This is a genomic window from Pseudomonas sp. P105 (assembly GCF_032614175.1).
GTDB lineage: Bacteria > Pseudomonadota > Gammaproteobacteria > Pseudomonadales > Pseudomonadaceae > Aquipseudomonas > Aquipseudomonas rhizophila.
In genome coordinates, this window is record NZ_CP126693.1 from 2,007,795 (window position 1) to 2,024,701 (window position 16,907).

General features: G+C 61.0%; 13 protein-coding genes. 3 read left to right on the forward strand and 10 right to left on the reverse strand.

The annotated features are described in order from the left end of the window. Window positions 1-21 precede the first annotated feature (21 nt). From QOM08_RS09005 to recR, 3 genes are all read left to right on the forward strand, one after another. On the forward strand, window positions 22-360 hold the full coding sequence (locus QOM08_RS09005) for a YbaB/EbfC family nucleoid-associated protein (protein WP_003183512.1): 339 nt from the start codon (window positions 22-24) through the stop codon (window positions 358-360). Between the two features lie 194 nt (window positions 361-554). Next, on the forward strand, window positions 555-1,589 hold the full coding sequence (locus tag QOM08_RS09010; protein WP_316912846.1) for an NADP-dependent oxidoreductase: 1,035 nt from the start codon (window positions 555-557) through the stop codon (window positions 1,587-1,589). Between the two features lie 66 nt (window positions 1,590-1,655). Beyond that, the gene (recR, locus tag QOM08_RS09015) at window positions 1,656-2,258 is read left to right on the forward strand and encodes a recombination mediator RecR (RefSeq protein ID WP_047227281.1); all 603 of its coding nucleotides are present in this window, start codon (window positions 1,656-1,658) and stop codon (window positions 2,256-2,258) included. A 130-nt stretch (window positions 2,259-2,388) separates the two neighbouring features. Here the strand turns inward: recR and QOM08_RS09020 are convergent, their stop codons facing one another. From QOM08_RS09020 to QOM08_RS09065, 10 genes are all read right to left on the reverse strand, one after another. Next, a complete protein-coding gene (locus QOM08_RS09020; protein WP_041020481.1) occupies window positions 2,389-2,937 on the reverse strand; it encodes an adenine phosphoribosyltransferase in 549 nt (182 codons plus the stop codon). Window positions 2,938-3,012: 75 nt separating this feature from the next. Beyond that, window positions 3,013-3,747, reverse strand: coding sequence for a fumarate/nitrate reduction transcriptional regulator Fnr (gene fnr / locus QOM08_RS09025; protein ID WP_047227176.1), 735 nt, complete (start codon window positions 3,745-3,747; stop codon window positions 3,013-3,015). Between the two features lie 93 nt (window positions 3,748-3,840). After that, on the reverse strand, window positions 3,841-5,223 hold the full coding sequence (gene hemN / locus QOM08_RS09030; RefSeq protein WP_316912847.1) for an oxygen-independent coproporphyrinogen III oxidase: 1,383 nt from the start codon (window positions 5,221-5,223) through the stop codon (window positions 3,841-3,843). A gap of 207 nt (window positions 5,224-5,430) precedes the next feature. Further along, window positions 5,431-6,114: a sulfite exporter TauE/SafE family protein gene (locus QOM08_RS09035; RefSeq protein WP_316912848.1), complete on the reverse strand. Its 684-nt coding sequence runs from the start codon at window positions 6,112-6,114 to the stop codon at window positions 5,431-5,433. Continuing rightward, a complete protein-coding gene (gene ccoS, locus QOM08_RS09040) occupies window positions 6,107-6,325 on the reverse strand; it encodes a cbb3-type cytochrome oxidase assembly protein CcoS (protein ID WP_047227179.1) in 219 nt (72 codons plus the stop codon). Before ccoS ends, QOM08_RS09035 begins: the two co-directional genes overlap by 8 nt. Before the next feature lie 24 nt (window positions 6,326-6,349). Next, entirely contained in the window at window positions 6,350-8,800 is a 2,451-nt protein-coding gene (locus tag QOM08_RS09045; RefSeq protein ID WP_188251214.1) for a heavy metal translocating P-type ATPase, read from the reverse strand. Window positions 8,801-8,963: 163 nt separating this feature from the next. Continuing rightward, window positions 8,964-9,503, reverse strand: a complete 540-nt coding sequence (locus QOM08_RS09050) for a FixH family protein (protein WP_047227181.1) — start codon at window positions 9,501-9,503, stop codon at window positions 8,964-8,966. A gap of 11 nt (window positions 9,504-9,514) precedes the next feature. After that, on the reverse strand, window positions 9,515-10,930 hold the full coding sequence (gene ccoG / locus QOM08_RS09055) for a cytochrome c oxidase accessory protein CcoG (RefSeq protein ID WP_047227182.1): 1,416 nt from the start codon (window positions 10,928-10,930) through the stop codon (window positions 9,515-9,517). 488 nt (window positions 10,931-11,418) lie between these two features. Beyond that, window positions 11,419-12,429 carry a hypothetical protein gene (locus QOM08_RS09060; protein WP_316912849.1) on the reverse strand — a complete coding sequence of 337 codons (1,011 nt, stop codon included), beginning with the start codon at window positions 12,427-12,429 and terminating at the stop codon, window positions 11,419-11,421. 6 nt (window positions 12,430-12,435) lie between these two features. After that, window positions 12,436-16,839: an RHS repeat-associated core domain-containing protein gene (locus QOM08_RS09065; protein WP_223194612.1), complete on the reverse strand. Its 4,404-nt coding sequence runs from the start codon at window positions 16,837-16,839 to the stop codon at window positions 12,436-12,438. Between the last annotated feature and the right edge of the window lie 68 nt (window positions 16,840-16,907).

Below are 16,907 nucleotides of genomic sequence, written 5' to 3' on the forward strand. Positions count from 1 at the left end.
AGTACTTTCGAGGTGATTCCCATGATGAAAGGTGGCATGGCCGGCCTGATGAAGCAGGCGCAGCAGATGCAGGAAAAAATGGCCAAGATGCAGGAAGAACTGGCCAACGCCGAAGTCACCGGCAAGTCCGGCGGCGACATGGTGACCGTGGTCATGACCGGTCGCCATGACATCAAGCGCGTGAGCATCGACCCGAGCGTGGTCGAAGGCCTGAGCGAAGACGACAAGGAAATGCTCGAAGCCCTGTTCGCCGCCGCCGTCAATGACGCAGTGCGCAAGATCGAAGCCAACAGCCAGGACAAAATGTCCGGCATGACCGCTGGCATGCAACTGCCGCCGGGCATGAAACTGCCGTTCTGACTCGCCATCCCGATCGGGATGGGCTACATACAATGCCAGGCATCGCGCCTGGCATTTTTGTTTGTGTCACAAGGCGAGTGCGCTAGAAACTTCACTTGCTCACACCAGTACCCACTGAACAAACATCGAACGCCGCCCCGTCGGCAATGGTCTGCTTCCTATAGGTCCCACTCAACGATCAAGGAGACGCTTCCATGTCACAAGCATCGACCACCCACCAGCGCATCGTCCTCGCCTCCCGCCCCACAGGTGCTCCCACCCCGGACAACTTCCGTCTGGAGCAGGTGACGTTGCCGGAGCTGCAGGAGGGGCAGATCCTGCTCAAGACGCTGTTTCTCTCATTGGACCCTTACATGCGTGGGCGTATGAGTGATGCACCTTCCTATGCCGCGCCGGTGGAAATCGATGAGGTGATGACCGGTGGTGCTGTCAGCCGGGTCGAGCGTTCTACGCATCCGAAGTTTCAGGAGGGGGATCTGGTGGTGGGCGCTACGGGGTGGCAGAGCCACACTGTCAGCGATGGCCGCAATGTCATTCCGATCCCGTCCGGGCTGCCCAGCCCGTCGATGGCGCTGGGTGTGCTGGGCATGCCGGGCATGACCGCGTACATGGGCTTGATGGAGATCGGTCAGCCCAAGGCCGGGGAAACCCTGGTGGTCGCGGCAGCCTCGGGCGCAGTCGGCTCGGTGGTCGGCCAGGTGGCGAAGATCAAGGGCCTGCGGGTGGTCGGTGTGGCCGGCGGCCCCGAGAAATGCAAGTACGTGGTCGACGAGTTGGGGTTCGACGCCTGTGTCGATCACAAGCGCGATGACTTTGCCGAGGCACTGGCCCGGGCTTGCGACAAGGGCATCGACATCTATTACGAAAACGTCGGTGGCAAGGTGTTCGACGCCGTGGTGCCGCTGCTCAACGCCAAGGCGCGGATTCCCCTCTGTGGCCTGATCGCGTCCTACAACGAGCATGAAGCTCCCACTGGCCCGGATCGCTTGCCGCAATTGCAGCGCACCTTGCTGACCAAGCGCGTGCGGATCCAGGGGTTTATCGTGTTCGACGATTTCAGTGGTCGTCAGCCGGAGTTCATCAGCGCCATGGCGCCTTGGGTGCGTGACGGCAAGGTCAAGTTCCGCGAAGACGTGGTCGATGGCCTTGAGAATGCCCCACAGGCCTTTATCGGCCTGCTGGAAGGGCGCAACTTCGGCAAGCTGGTGGTGCGGGTGGCGCAGGATTGAGTATTTGACGCTAATCGGAGGCGCGGGTATAAACCGCGTCTCGTTGTTATGTCGGACATTTCCTCCATGAGCTTCAGCCCTTTGATTCGCCAACTGATCGACGCCCTGCGAACTTTGCCGGGTGTGGGTCAGAAAACTGCTCAGCGCATGGCGTTGCAATTGCTTGAGCGTGATCGCAGCGGCGGTTCGCGTCTGGCTCTGGCCCTGAGCCAGGCCATGGAAGGGGTAGGACATTGCCGCTTATGCCGCACCCTCACTGAAGACGACCTCTGCCCGCAATGCGCCGACCCGCGTCGGGACGACAGCCTGCTATGCGTCGTGGAAGGACCCATGGATGTGTACGCCGTGGAGCAGACCGGTTTTCGCGGCCGTTATTTCGTGCTCAAGGGGCATTTGTCTCCGCTCGACGGCCTGGGACCGGAAGCCATCGGCATTCCGCAACTGATGGCGCGGATCGAAGAGGCCGGGACTTTCACCGAAGTCATCCTCGCCACCAACCCGACGGTCGAAGGCGAAGCCACCGCCCACTACATCGCGCAATTGCTCAACAACAAGGGCCTGATCGCCTCACGCATCGCTCATGGCGTGCCGCTGGGCGGCGAGCTGGAACTGGTGGACGGCGGGACGCTGGCGCATTCGTTTGCCGGGCGCAAACCGATCGCTTTATAACTGCCACGAAGAACCCTGTGGGAGCGAGCCTGCTCGCGATAGCGGTGTGTCAGTCACCATCGATGTCGGCTGACACGCCGCTATCGCGAGCAGGCTCGCTCCCACAGGGTGTGTGTGCTATTGACGGGCGTTACCTTTCGCTCAACGAAAACTGCGTCAGGCAGAACGTCGGTATCCCCATGTCTTCCAGGCGCTGCGAGCCAAGCAACTCCGGCAGGTCGATGATCGCCGCGGCCTCGTGGACCTTGGCGCCCATGCGGCGGATCAGGTTGGCGGCGGCGATCAGCGTGCCGCCGGTGGCGATCAGGTCATCGAACATCACCACCGAATCACCCTCGCACAGGCTGTCGGCGTGAACTTCAAGGAAGGCTTCGCCGTATTCGGTCTGGTAACCCTCGGCCAGCACATCCGCCGGCAGCTTGCCTTGCTTGCGAAACAGCACCAGGGGCTTGTTCAACTGATAGGCCAGGATTGAGCCGATCAGGAAGCCTCGCGCATCCATCGCGCCGATGTGAGTGAACTCAGCCTCGACATAACGGTGGGCGAAGCTGTCCATCACCAGCCGCAGCGCGGTGGGGGACTGGAACAGTGGGGTAATGTCGCGAAAGATCACGCCCGGTTTGGGGAAATCGATTACGGGGCGGATCAGGGATTTGATATCGAAGGAGTCGAAGACCATCGTCTAGGTGTCCTGGCAGGCTGCAAACGCCGGAGTATAGCGCGGCAAGGCGAACCTGGGCCGCGCGCATGCTCATCAGCCGTCGATCGAGCCACCCGCCAGGGCGCAGAGCTGGATCGGGTCGAGAATATGGATCTCCTTGCCTTCGGCGGCGATCAACTCGTTCTGTTGGAAACGGGTGAATACCCGGGACACGGTTTCCACCGCCAGGCCCAGGTAGTTGCCGATTTCGTTACGCGACATGCTCAGGCGGAACTGGTTGGCCGAAAACCCGCGAGCGCGGAAACGTGCCGAGAGGTTGACCAGGAACGTGGCGATGCGTTCGTCGGCGGTTTTCTTCGAGAGCAGCAGCATCATTTGCTGATCGTCGCGGATTTCCCGGCTCATGACCCGCATCAACTGACGACGCAGTTGCGGCAGTTGCAAGGCCAGTTCGTCCAGGCGATCGAAGGGTATCTCGCACACCGAGGTGGTTTCCAGCGCCTGGGCCGAGACCGGATGGGTTTCGGTGTCCATGCCCGACAGACCCACCAGCTCGCTGGGCAGGTGGAAGCCGGTGAGCTGTTCTTCGCCGCCATCGCTCAGATTGAAGGTTTTCAAGGCGCCCGAGCGCACGGCATAGACGGAATCGAAGGTGTCGCCCTGGCGAAACAGGAATTCACCTTTTTTCAACGGTCGGCCCCGTTTAACGATGTCGTCCAGCGCGTCCATATCCTCCAGATTCAATGAAAGTGGCAGGCAGAGCGGAGCCAGGCTGCAATCCTTGCAATGGGCCTGGTTGTGGGCGCGCAGTTTGACTGGCTCGGACATTTCTTAAATCCTTGTGGGAAACACACATAAGCCGTAAGGGTAACTCAGCGCAGGTACTCCGGCCAGTGGGCTTTCATCGTCAAATTGTCGCGCTCAGATGACTCGGGAGAAGCGCTGTCGATTGTGTCCTTCCAGATAGGCATCAAAGACCATGCACACCGAGCGCACCAGCAGGCGCCCGGCGGGCAGTACCTTGATGTGGCTGCTGTCCAATTCGATCAGGCCGTCTTCGGCCATCCCCTGCAATTGCGGCCACAACGGTGCAAAGTAACCGCGAAAATCGATGTTGAACGTTTGTTCGATGTCGGTGAATAGCAGATTGAAATGGCAGATCAACTGCTGGATCACCGCGCGCCGCAGCCGATCGTCGGCATTGCACAGCAGCCCGCGACTGGTCGCCAGTTGACCGTCGGCCAGGGTGTTCTGGTAATGGCTCAGGTCACTGCTGTTCTGGCAGTACAAATCGCCGATCTGGCTGATGGCTGACACGCCAAGGCCGATCAGGTCGCAGTGACCATGGGTGGTATAGCCCTGGAAGTTGCGTTGCAGGGTGGCGTCTTCCTGGGCAATCGCCAGTTCGTCGTCGGGCAGGGCGAAGTGGTCCATGCCGATATAGCGATAACCCGCCGCGGTCAGTTGTTCGATGGTGCCTTGCAGCATCGCCAGTTTCTGCGCCGGGTTGGGCAGGTCCTGGCTGTTGATGCGGCGTTGGGGCATGAAGCGTTCCGGCAAGTGGGCGTAGTTGAACACCGAAAGCCGGTCCGGCTGCAGCTGGATGACTTCCTGGACCGTGCGGGCGAAATTCTCCGGGGTCTGTTTGGGCAGCCCGTAGATCAGGTCGATGTTGATCGAACGGAACTGCAAGGTCCGGGCGGCTTCGATCACCGCGCGGGTTTCTTCCAGGCTTTGCAGGCGGTTGACGGCGCGCTGCACGGCCGGGTCAAGGTCCTGCAGGCCGATGCTGACGCGGTTAAAACCCAGTTCCCGCAACAGGCCCATGGTGGACCAGTCGGCTTCCCGGGGATCGATTTCGATCCCGTAGTCGCCGGAATCGTCCTCCAGCAGGTTGAAGTGTTGGCGCAACCTGGCCATCAACTGGCGCAGTTCGTCATGGTTGAGGAACGTCGGGGTGCCGCCGCCCAGGTGCAACTGTTCTACGCGCTGGGCCGGGTCGAGGTGGCAGCCGATCAGCTGGATTTCCTGTTCCAGGCGTTGCAGATAGGCATGGGCGCGGCTGCGGTCCTTGGTGATGACTTTGTTGCAGGCGCAGTAGTAGCAAATGTTCGCGCAGAACGGCACATGCACATACAACGACAGTGGCCTCAAGGCTTTGCGGCTGTCGCGCAGGGCGTGGAGCAGGTCGAAGGTCCCCACCTGGCTGCCAAATTGCGCCGCGGTCGGATACGAGGTGTAGCGGGGCCCCGCCAGGTCGTAACGGTGGATCAGGTTTGAGTCCCAACGAATGGCGTCGAGCATGCGGGCGTTTCCCGGATAGGCTGGCATGGGCGAGAGTTTAAGAGGGAGGGCGCGGGGCGGTTTTGATTTGCGTCAACGGGGGGTGGAGTCTGGGCGAGGGCCAATCGCGAGCAAGCTCGCTCCCACAGGGATTTGCGGTGTTCATGAGGTTTGGGTCAGCCGCGATCCAGTGTGGGAGCGAGCCTGCTCGCGATGGCGGCGACTCGGTCAATGCCCCATGAGCCAATGCTGATGCGGCCCTGGCAGGGTCCAGATACCAAAGACAATCACCAACAGCCCGCCGGCCATGCGCACGCTGCGTTTGCGCAACAGGGCGGTGATGCGTTCGGCGGCCATGCCCGTGGCGAGCAACACCGGCCAGGTGCCGAGACCGAAGGCGAGCATCAGCAACGCGCTGTCCAGCGCATCGCCCTGGCTGGCCGACCAGAGCAGGGTGCTGTAGACCAACCCGCACGGCAGCCAGCCCCAGAGCGCGCCGAGCAGCAAGGCCCTGGGCAGGCTCGACACCGGCAGCAAGCGGTTGGCGACGGGCTGGATATGCCGCCACAGGCCACGACCGACGCCTTCGATGCGGGTCAGGCCGCTCCACCAGCCCGCCAGGTACAGGCCCATGGCGATCAACAGCAGGCCGGCCAACACGCGCATGACCATCGCCGCCGGACTATTGGCCACGGCCCAACCAGCCAGGCCGATCAGTAGCCCTGCGCTGGCGTAGCTCAGAATCCGCCCCAGGTTGTAGGCCAGCAGCAACCGAAAGCGCCGGCTGCGCTGTTCCTTGGGGATTGCCAGGGTCAGGGCGCCCATCAGGCCGCCGCACATCCCCAGGCAATGGCCGCCGCCCAATAAACCCAGGATGAGCGCCGAGACCAACAGTGGCGCCAGATCAAGCATGGGGCGGGGCCTTGTCGTCCGGTTTGCGGGGCTCGCCGCTGGCTTCGTCCACCGCTGCCTTGTGGTTCGGATCCTGATCGTCGAACAGAATGCTGTGGGCCGGACCGTCGAGGTCGTCGTACTGCCCGCTGTCCACGGCCCAGAAGAAGATGTAGACGGCAATGGCCACGATCAGCAGTGCGGCCGGGATCATCACGTAAAGAGCTGGCATGTCGGAACTCCATGCCCGCGCGGCTCAGGCCGGCAGCGGGCGGGTATCGGGCGAGGCATCGAAAACCTGCATCTTGGGCTGGCGAGTCAGCCTCAGCGCATTCAACACCACGGTCAGCGAACTGATGGACATGCCGATCGCGGCCCACACCGGCGTAATCCAGCCGAGGGCGGCGAACGGCAACATGAGGCCATTGTACAGTGCCGCCCACACCAGGTTCTCGATGATCACCCGCCGTGTGCGCCGGGCCAGGCTGAAGGCGTGGATCAGGGCGTCGAGACGGTTGGACAGCAGCACCGCATCGGCGCTGGTCTTGGCAAGATCGGTGGCCGAGCCCATGGCGACACTGATGTCCGCCGCCGCCAGCACCGGCACGTCGTTCACCCCGTCGCCGAGCATCAGCACCTTGCGGCCCTGCTGGTGCAACTGTTGCAACACGGCCAGTTTGTCGTCCGGGCGCAAACCGCCGCGGGCCTCATCGATGCCCAGTTCGGCGGCGACACTGGCAACCATGGGCGAACTGTCGCCCGACAGCAACAGTGTGCGCCAGCCCCGCGCTTTGCAGGCGGCCAGCAATGCCGGGGCGTCGGTACGCAAGCGGTCGTCGAGGACGAACCAGGCCAACGGACCGATGTCATCACCCAGCAGCAACCATTGTCCGGGCTCATCCGGCATCACCGGCACCGCCGCGCCACTGAGTTCGCAGACAAAACCGGGTTGGCCGATGCGCAGGCGCTGGTCACCCACCAGCCCTTCCAGGCCCAGCCCCGGGGTGCTTTGCACATGCTCGGCGGCCAGTGGCGCGCGGCCAAAGGCACGGGCGATGGGGTGTTCGGAGCGATTTTCCAGGGCCGCGGCCAGGCCCAGGCATTGATCACTGTCCAGGGCCGTCAGCGTTCGAATGGCGCGCAACGCCAGACGCCCTTCGGTGAGGGTGCCGGTCTTGTCGAAAATCACCGTGTCGATCTGGTTCAGGCCCTCCAGCACATGGCCGCGAGTCAGCAGCAGGCCAAGCTTGTGCAGCGTGCCGGTGGCGGCGGTAAGAGCGGTTGGCGTGGCCAGGGACAGTGCGCAAGGGCAGGTGGCGACCAGCATCGCCAGCACAATCCAGAAGGCGCGAGAGGCATCCAGTTGCCACCACAGCACACCGATGGCCGCCGCAGCGACCAGGGAGAACAGCAGGAACCATTGCGCGGCGCGGTCGGCGATTTCCGCCAGCCGTGGCTTTTCGGCCTGGGCTCGTTCCAGCAACCGGACGATGGCCGACAGCCGGGTGTCTTGCCCCAGTGCCAACACCTGGACCGTCAATGCGCCTTCTACGTTAAGGGTGCCGGCCGTCACCGTGTCGCCCACTTGGCGAGGTTGTGGCAGGTATTCGCCGGTCAGCAGCGATTCGTCGACACTGGACTGGCCGTCGAGGATTCTGCCGTCGGCCGGCAGAACCGCTCCGGGATGCACCAGGACCCGGTCACCGGTGCGCAATTCGCTGAGCAGGATGCGTTCACTCTGGCCGTTATCCTCCAGGCGCAGGCACGAGGCCGGCAGCAGATTGACCAGCTGAGCGGTGGCGGCAGCGGTGCGCTCCCGGGCACGGCGTTCCAGGTAGCGACCGGCCAGAAGGAACAACGCGAACATGCCCACGGCATCGAAATACAGCTCGCCCACCCCGGTGACGGACGTCCAGATCCCGGCCACGTAGGCACCGCCAATGGCCAGGGACACCGAAACGTCCATGGTCAGGTGTCGGGTGCGCAGGTCGCGCATCGCGCCCTTGAAGAACGGCGCGCAGCTATAAAACACGATAGGTGTGGTGAGGAACAGCGCGACCCAGCGCAGGATGGTGTGCATCTCCGGGCTCAGGTCGATGTTGAATTCCGGCCAGGTGGCCATGGTCGCCATCATCGCCTGGAACCAGAGCAAACCGGCTACGCCCAATTGGCGCAGGGCCAGGCGATTTTGCGCGGCCAGTTGTTCGCTGGCTTGGTCAGCCTGGTAGGGATGGGCGACGTAGCCGATCTGGCGCAGTTCGGCCAGCAAGGTGCTCAGCGGTAATTGAGCGTCGGCCCAGCTCACGTGCAGGCGGTGATTGGACAGGTTCAGCCGCGCCTCGGCCACGGCGGGCAGGCTGCGCAGTTGTTTTTCGATCAGCCAGCCGCAGGCGGCGCAACTGATGCCCTCGATCAGCAGCGTGGTTTCGGCCAGCTCGCCTTCATGGCGCACGAACGACTGCTGCACGTCCGGGCGGTCGTACAGCGCCAGCTCATCGGTCAACTGGACCGGCAGGGTTTCGGGGTTGGCCGACGCTTCGCTGCGATGCTGGTAATAACTTTCCAAACCACCGGCGACAATGGCCTCGGCCACCGCCTGGCAGCCCGGGCAGCACAGCTCACGGGTTTCACCCAGGACAACGGCGGTGAAGCGACTGCCTGGGGGGACGGGCAGGGCGCAGTGGTAGCAAGGCAGTGGGGTGGTCATGGTTGTCGCTATGAAGGCCTTTGTGGCGAGGGAGCTTGCTCCCGCTCGGCTGCGAAGCAGTCGTAATCCTGGAACTCAATATGCCTGAAAGGAGCGTCAGGCCAAAAGACAGGGCCGCTTCGCAGCCCAGCGGGAGCAAGCTCCCTCGCCACAGGAAAGCAGCTTATTTCTTCAGGTCTTCAGCGCCTTGCAGCGGTTCATCGCCGAGCAGGATGGCCTGGTCATGGTTGATCTGCTCTTCTTCGAACAGGCGCCAGGTCTTGTCGTTCTCCACACCCAGCAATTCGACAAAACGCCGGCCTTCGATCTTGTCCGTCAACTGACCGACATACCGTCCCGGCTCGCTGTCGTTGCGCGTCAGGACGATCTTGCGATCCTTCTCCGGCTGGGTGGGCGAGATCAGGCTCAGTTCCAGGGTCTGGGGCCGGCTGTCGCCGCTCAGGCGCAGGTTCACTTCGCCGGTGACGTCATCCAGTTGCACGTTGGCATGCAGTTGCAGGGTCTGGCCCAGCAGTTCGCGCTCCAGGGAGCGGTTGATGCCCTTGCCGGCTTCGTAGTAGTTGTCGTTGACCAGGTTGTCCGGGTTGTTCACGGCGATGGTCACCATGGTCAGACTCAGCGTCACCGAGCAGGCCAGGATCGCAATGATGATCCACGGCCAGAGATGCTTGTACCAGGGGCTGGTGGCGGTTGCTGCAGGCATGTTCAGTTCTCTCAACGAATTTGTGGGCCGATGAACCGGCTCTTGGCTTCAACATGAACGCTGTCGTCATCGGCATCCTTGAGGATGAACGTCACCTCGTTGGTGCTCGACGGCAGTTGGTCCGGTGCACTGGACAGTTCTACCGGCTGGGTGAAGATCTCACCGGCCGCGACCTTGATTTCCCGGCGTCCCTGGAGCTTGAGATCCGGCAGGCCGGAGGCCTCCAGCACGTACGTATGGTCGTGCTGGTCCTTGTTCATGATCTTGAGGCTGTAGACGTTCTCGATCCGGCCTTCGGCGTTCTCGCGGTACAGCACGCGGTCCTTGCTGACATCAAAACCGACCAGCGAACGCATGAAGAACGCGGTCACCAGCAGGCTGATCATTGCCAGCAGCACCAGGGCATAACCGATCAGGCGTGGGCGCAGTTTATGGGTTTTCTGCCCCGAGAGGTTATGTTCGGTGGTGTAACTGATCAGCCCGCGCGGATAATCCATCTTGTCCATGATGTTGTCGCAGGCGTCGATGCACGCCGCGCAGCCGATGCATTCAATCTGCAGGCCATCGCGAATGTCGATACCGGTGGGGCAGACCTGGACGCACATGGTGCAGTCGATGCAGTCCCCCAGGCCCAGGGCCTTGTAGTCAACGCCCTTCTTGCGCGGGCCACGGCTTTCGCCCCGACGCGGGTCGTAGGAAACGATCAGGGTGTCCTTGTCGAACATCACGCTCTGGAAACGGGCGTAAGGGCACATGTAGATGCACACCTGCTCGCGCAGCCAGCCGGCGTTGCCGTAGGTGGCGAGGGTGAAGAAGCCGACCCAGAAATACGACCAGCCATCGGCCTGGCCGGTAAAGAATTCGAACACCAGTTCGCGAATCGGCGTGAAATAACCGACGAAGGTCATGCCGGTCACAAAACCGATCAGCAGCCACAGGCTGTGCTTGGCCAACTTGCGCAGGAACTTGTTCCCGCTCATGGGCGCCTTGTCGAGCTTGATGCGTTGGTTGCGGTCGCCTTCGGTGACCTTCTCGCACCACATGAAAATCCAGGTCCACACGCTTTGCGGACAGGTGTAGCCGCACCAGACCCGACCGGCATAGACCGTAATGAAAAACAGGCCGAACGCGGCAATGATCAGCAGTCCGGACAGGAGGATGAAGTCCTGGGGCCAGAAGGTCGCACCGAAAATGAAGAATTTGCGTTCGGGCAGGTTCCACCAGACGGCCTGATGCCCGCCCCAGTTCAGCCAGACCGTACCGAAATACAGCAGGAACAACACGCCACCGCCGACCATCCGCAGGTTGCGGAACAGGCCGGTGAAGGCACGGGTGTAGATTTTTTCCCGAGAGGCATACAGGTCGACGCTTTGGTTCGCGTCCTTGGCAGGCGGGGTGACGTCATGTACCGGAATCTGGTTACTCATCAAAATGCATCCCACGGCAGTGGAAAAGTGCCGGGATCAGTACGTGCCGACCACGGTCAGAAAGGGTATTGCAGTGGTGCAATGATACGCCTGTAGGTCTAGCTCAAGGGTGCGACCTTTGGTCGCGTTGGGACTCTGCATAGAATGGTGTAGCGGATGTAACAAGTCATGACCCAGATCAATTGACTATAGACATTCCATGGCGTTGGCGAAAAAACCAAGGGCCTGCCGACTCGTTCGACAGCCCCTCCTGATTGTTTTGTGCCACTATTTTTGGCGGCTCCGCCGCCCAGCGGGAGTAAGTTCCCTCGCCACGGGGATTTGCGCTTAACCTGCGCCTGGTCATTTGTTCGCAAGCGCCAGATCGAACTGCTTGTTTCCCAATTTGATCTAGCCGCCAGGGTTTTCTTGAGCACAGCCGAATCCCGGCTCTGATTATTTTTGTGCGCTGCAAAGAGAAGCGTCAGGCGCACAAATGCATCAAGTTTCTACCGGCGGTACAAAATGTTGTAGAACGCGGTTTGCTCATCCTTGATCAAGGACAGATCGTGCCCCGTGAGAATTTTTTCGAACAGCGCTTTGTTGACTGCCATCCGACGCATGATGATCACTTCCAGCAATTGGCCGAACAGCGCTTCATCACGGACGTGTTTTTTCAGTTTTAGAATTTCGTGAGGCTTGTCTTTCAGGACGTGAAAGGCGTAATTCATCACAACCATATTGGAGACGAACAGGTTTGCCGTTGACTGAAGCGGATTGACCGCGTCGATCAAAGCATCAAATATTTTTTGCCTGTCCTGAGCATAGGTGGGCAAAAAAACGTCGGGGTACATAAGCTCGCTGTGACGATCATTGATCGCGCAGCGGTAATGGGTATCGTCGGGCTCGCTGAGTAATCTGACTGTGCTTGTTTGAAACGTTTTCAACGTACTCAGCAATTGATGCTCTTTCCTGCTGTCGGCCTTGATCGCTTTGTAAACCAGATCAATCACATCCAGAAAAGCCACGGACCCCAGCCCATCGGTCGCCATCATCAACTGATTGCCCTCGATGCTGAACCGACGATACGCCTCGTCATCGATGCTCAATTCGAAGAGGAGGAACCTAAGCATGTAGTTCCTGAGGCGCGCATCCGCATCCAGGGTGCTGTTCTTCAAGCTGATCAGTTGGATCAGGTAGAAGAAAATAAAATATTCCTTGTTGGTTCGTTGACGGTTGTCGATTTCAAGCAGGTAGCCAAAGCGCGACAGGACCAGGAGGAGGGCGTAGCAGTCGGGTTCCGTGAAGCCGTTCTTCAGCATGGCTTTTTCGAAAGCGCTGGTGGAAAACAAGTCCCGCCAGCGGCTAACGCTGAAGGGAGCGCCATTGTGTTTTTTCGCGACGACGTTCAGTAGCGAAGGCTCGTCTTCTTTGTAAAAAACAGCACCCAACGCCTTCGGATACGGCCGGACGTTCAGGAAGTTTTCAAGCTTGTATGAGAGAAGATCGAATATGTCCATCTGGCTTTATCCGCAGGTCTTCCATTTTCCGTTCGGGCCTTTCTTCTCGACACGAAATGACGTAATGGTTTTATTGAATTTATCCAATAATCGGAAACCGATGCCTCTGGCCTTGGGCTCATTCGTCTTGGACAGCACGCCATCTTTCAGGCCCGTCTCTTTATAGTCAACGGTAGAGATGTCCTTGTGGTTATTGAGCATGCTGACCCCTTCGTTATTGACGGTGGCCACTACCCGATACTTCTCATTACCTGGGTTGAATCCAGGGTTACTGTCCTGGTTGACCCAGACCGCTTTCTCTCCTCGGATATTCGGAACCAAGCCGCCTTTGCCTCCGTTGGCGGCCTTGGACGAGACGGTTTCGCTCTCGCCCATGTACCGGATAATCTCATTCTCTTTAAGCCCCAGCGGGTCGATCCAGGTAAATGGATTCGGTGCGTAGCGATAAAGATTCAGGCTTGCGGCCAGGCCCAAGGGGTCGGGCGTGGTAAAGCGGCCTATGTCGGGATCATAGAAGCGGAAGGTGTTGTAGTGCAGGCCTGTTTCCCGGTCCAGGTATTGCCCCTGAAAACGCAGGTTCTGTTCTTCGATGTAGTACGGCTCACGGACTTCATCAGTGGTATTGCCCCATACCTGGTAGTGAGCGTGCCATAGCGGATGGCCGTCACTTTCCGTCAAGGCCTGTGGCTGACCATTGGGGTCGTTGTGGTAATAGCGGATGCGTTGATGTTCACCGATGCCGTCGACCCGGGCCAAGGGCTCGTGACTGTCGCCAATATAGAGGTACAGGCTGGTCAGGCTATTTTTATGTTCCTTGAGTAATTGCAGGCCATCCCAGTCGAAACGCGTGCGGGCGATGAGACGCCCGTTGTCGTCATGTTCGGTTTTCTCAATCCTTCGGCCCAACGGGTCGTAGCGCATCCTGACGACGTTTCCACCGTCGGATTTCTGGGTTCGAACTTCAACCAGCCGGTGATCCGAGTCGTAACTGAAGCGCTGCAGGCCATGTCGCCCACTGCGCTTTTCAATCATTCGGCCAAAATCATCGTAGCGATAGTGCTTATCCTGATAGCGCTTGAGTTGGTTGTGCGTAACCCGCCCACCTGTACCAGGTGAACTGTCGAGGAGATTGGCGGCGGCATCGAAGGAAAATGTTTCATTCTGGCCTTGTCGAGTGCCCTGGCTTGCCAGGATGCGGCCGGTCACATCGTAGTGCAGCAATTGGCGTTGTTGACCTTTTGGCTGCCGTTCAAGGCGCGCCACCAGGTGGTCGCCAGGATCAAACTCAAAATGGGTTTGATCTGCGGCAGGCATCAACGACGGCTGGCTGGTATGCCGGCGTTGGCGGCTGCGTAAGCGCCCGCTACGGTCATATTCACTCCGTGTGCTGATTTGGCCTTGGGTGCGCAGCACCTCTCGATGCAGCCGGTCGCGTTCGAAGTCGCTGATGACGTGGCCGTCGAGGTTGATTTGGTGCAGATGACCACTGCCATAGTACAGGCGGCTGACCCAACGGCCGTCGGGTAGGTGGGTCTGGATCAGGTTGCCGAGTTCGTCGTAGTGATGCTTCAGAACGCCCGCTGAACTCTGCTCCTCAATCAGATAACCCAGCGCGTCATAAGCAAAGCCCAGTCGTTGTTCGTTGCCGTCGTTAGCGATGACGGTGGCTTCGATTAACTGATTCAACGGGCTATAGCTGTACCGGGACTGTCCATCAGGTGTGATTCGGGTGGTCAGCCGGCCAATGGCATCACGTTCGAGATGATGAACAATGGTCCTTTCACTGGGCTGATGATCACCTCGCGGCGCTGCGATGGTTTCGACTCGTTTTACGTTGTTGAGGACGTCGTACGTGTAGCCTTTGGCGCTGCCATCAAGGTTGCGCTGTTCGGCCAACCGATCCCCCGCATCCCAGGCAAACCGGTAGCTCTCGCCATTCTCATTGGTCAGCGCCTGCAGCCGCCCGTAGCTGTCGTACGCGAATTGCACCTGCCGGCCGTGGGCGTCGGTGCGTTGGCGGACCTGACCGCGACGGTTGTGCTGGTAGAGCGTGGTGTGCCCGGCCGGGTCGGTGTAGCCGGTCAACTGCCCGGCGAGGTCGCGCTGGTACTGTTCGGTGCGGCCATCCGGCAATTGGCTGCTGAGCAAACGGCCTTGGGCGTCGTAGCTGAACTGGGTGCGCTCGCCGAGGGCGTCGGTGATGGTCTGCAGGTAGCCGCGCTGGTCGTAGCTGAACCGTGTCGGGTAACCCGAGCAATCGATGTGCTCCACCAACTGCCCGAACGGATTCCAGCGCAGCTTTTTAAGCTTGCCGGTGGCGTCGATGATTTCGATGACCTGACCGTGGGCGTCATAGCGGTAGCGGGTGACGTGGCCCAGGGGATCGGTTTCGGCGGTGCAGTTGCCGCGTTGATCGTAGCGGTATTTCCAGCTGTGGCCGGCGGCGTCGGTGTCCACCAGCGGCAGCGCCCAGTGCTCGAGCCATAACGTCGAATCACTGCGGCCCAACGGATCGGTTTCGCCGATCAGGTTACCGGCCTCGTCATAGCTGTATTCATAGCGCCCGCCCTGTGGGTCGGTGGCGCTGAGCAGTTGGCGTTCGTCGTTCCACTCGAACAGCCAGGTCTGGCCGAGGTTGTCGCTGTATCGGGTGATCTGGTGTTGGCTGTTCCAGTGGCGCGTGCTGACGCGCTGCAAACCGTCGGTAATGCGGGTTACACCGGCCTTGAGGTCATAGTCGAACTGGTAGGTGTCGCCCTCGTCGGTCCAGTGGCGGACCACGCGCCATTCCTGGTCTTCGACCAAGGCCCATTCGTAGAAGCAACGCAGCCCGGTGGGCAGTTGGTGTTCCAGCATTCGCTGGCCGGCGTCGTAGCTGAAACGCCGTTGCACCTGGCCGGTGGCGTCGCGTACTTCGCTCAGGTTGTTCGCTGTGTCGTAGGCGTAGCTGACCAGCACTTCGCGCTGTTGGTCGGGGTAGAGGCGTTCTATCTGGGTGACGCGTTCGCGCTCGCGGATCAGCTCGACTTGCACCAGATCGAAGGTGTCGCGCAGGCGTATCAGCCGTCCGGCGGCGTCGTAGTCGAGGAAGATGCGATTGTCGTTGCGGTCACCGAGTTGGCTCAGGCGCAGCAGGGATGTGTGGCCCGGCGTGGGTTCGAACAGGCGATACACACCGTCGTCGCTTTCGATCAGCAACTGCCCGTTGAGATGACGTCGCACGGCCAGGCCTTCGCCAGCACTGAACACCGCGCCGCCCAACGGGATCGAACCCATGTCGATGGGCCGGGCCTGTTCGTCGGTGTAGAGCAGGGTCTCGCCGCCCTCGGGATGGGCCAGGATCTCCACCTGCACCTCGTAGACCACGCTCCAGCCCGCACCGAACATACCTTCGCGGCGCTCGTCGCGGCTGTTGTAGAAGCGTTGCCAGTCGATTGGCAGAACACCGGGCAAAACGAAGTCCAGCTCTTCATCGCGGCCCAGCACCTTGGCGCCGGTGGCGGCATGCACCGGGTTCGACGAACCCATGGCGGCGTTGGCCGCGGCGCCCATGGCGCTGCTGACCGCCATCGACGCCGCGCCACCGGCCAGCATGCACGGCAGTTTGCTGAAGAACTTGCCCTTGCCCCCCTTGAGCATCAGCAACGCGGTGACCGCCAGCCCCACGCCCGGGGTCTTGCCGCTGCGAATCTCACGCACCACCACTGAGCCGCCGCCGATGGTCACGTCCGGGGAAATCAACCCGGCCGAGACCACCGTCGCATCGCAGGTGCTGCGGTCGCCGCTGCGCACGGCGGGCTGGCCATTGATGGTGACTTTGTCCGAGCCTTCAGCCATGAACTGCGGCGGCATCGGTGGGTGCTTGGTGCAGATCACCAGGTCTTCCGGCCGAGTCTCTGTGCCGGGGGCGGGCGAGGCGACGGTGGGGCGCCACATCTGCGAGAAGAAGTTGCCGGCCATGTCCAGGTAACTGGGCTCGGCTTCTTCTTCCGGCTCGGGCATGTCCAGTTCGGTGCCGGCCGGCGCGACATGGGAAACAACCGCTCCGGCGGCGCGGGCCGAGGGGATGTTGTTGGTAAAGGTGTCCTTGGAGCCGGTGAGGATGTTGGCCTGCACCGTGGGCGGGAAGAGCGCGTTGCCGATGCCTTCGCAGATATTGCTCAGGCCTTCGTCGGCCCCGGTCTTGCTCATGGCAATGCCCACGACCGCCCCCACCACCGCACCGAGCAGGAAACAACCCAAGCCACCCGTGGCGACGGTGATGCCGGTGGCGGCCACCACCGCTGCCGTCGCCAGGGCGGTGATGGCGATGTTGGCCGCCACTTCCAGCACGCCGCCGAGAATGTCGGCCATCATGGAGGTGTGGTTCAGTGCATCGCCCAGGCGAGCGGCCCAGAGCGCGTCAGACATGCTGGGGGCTCATCGTTGCGCGCTGAAGTGTTTCGATGCCCATTGCGCCTATCTCCTTGGCGGTAATT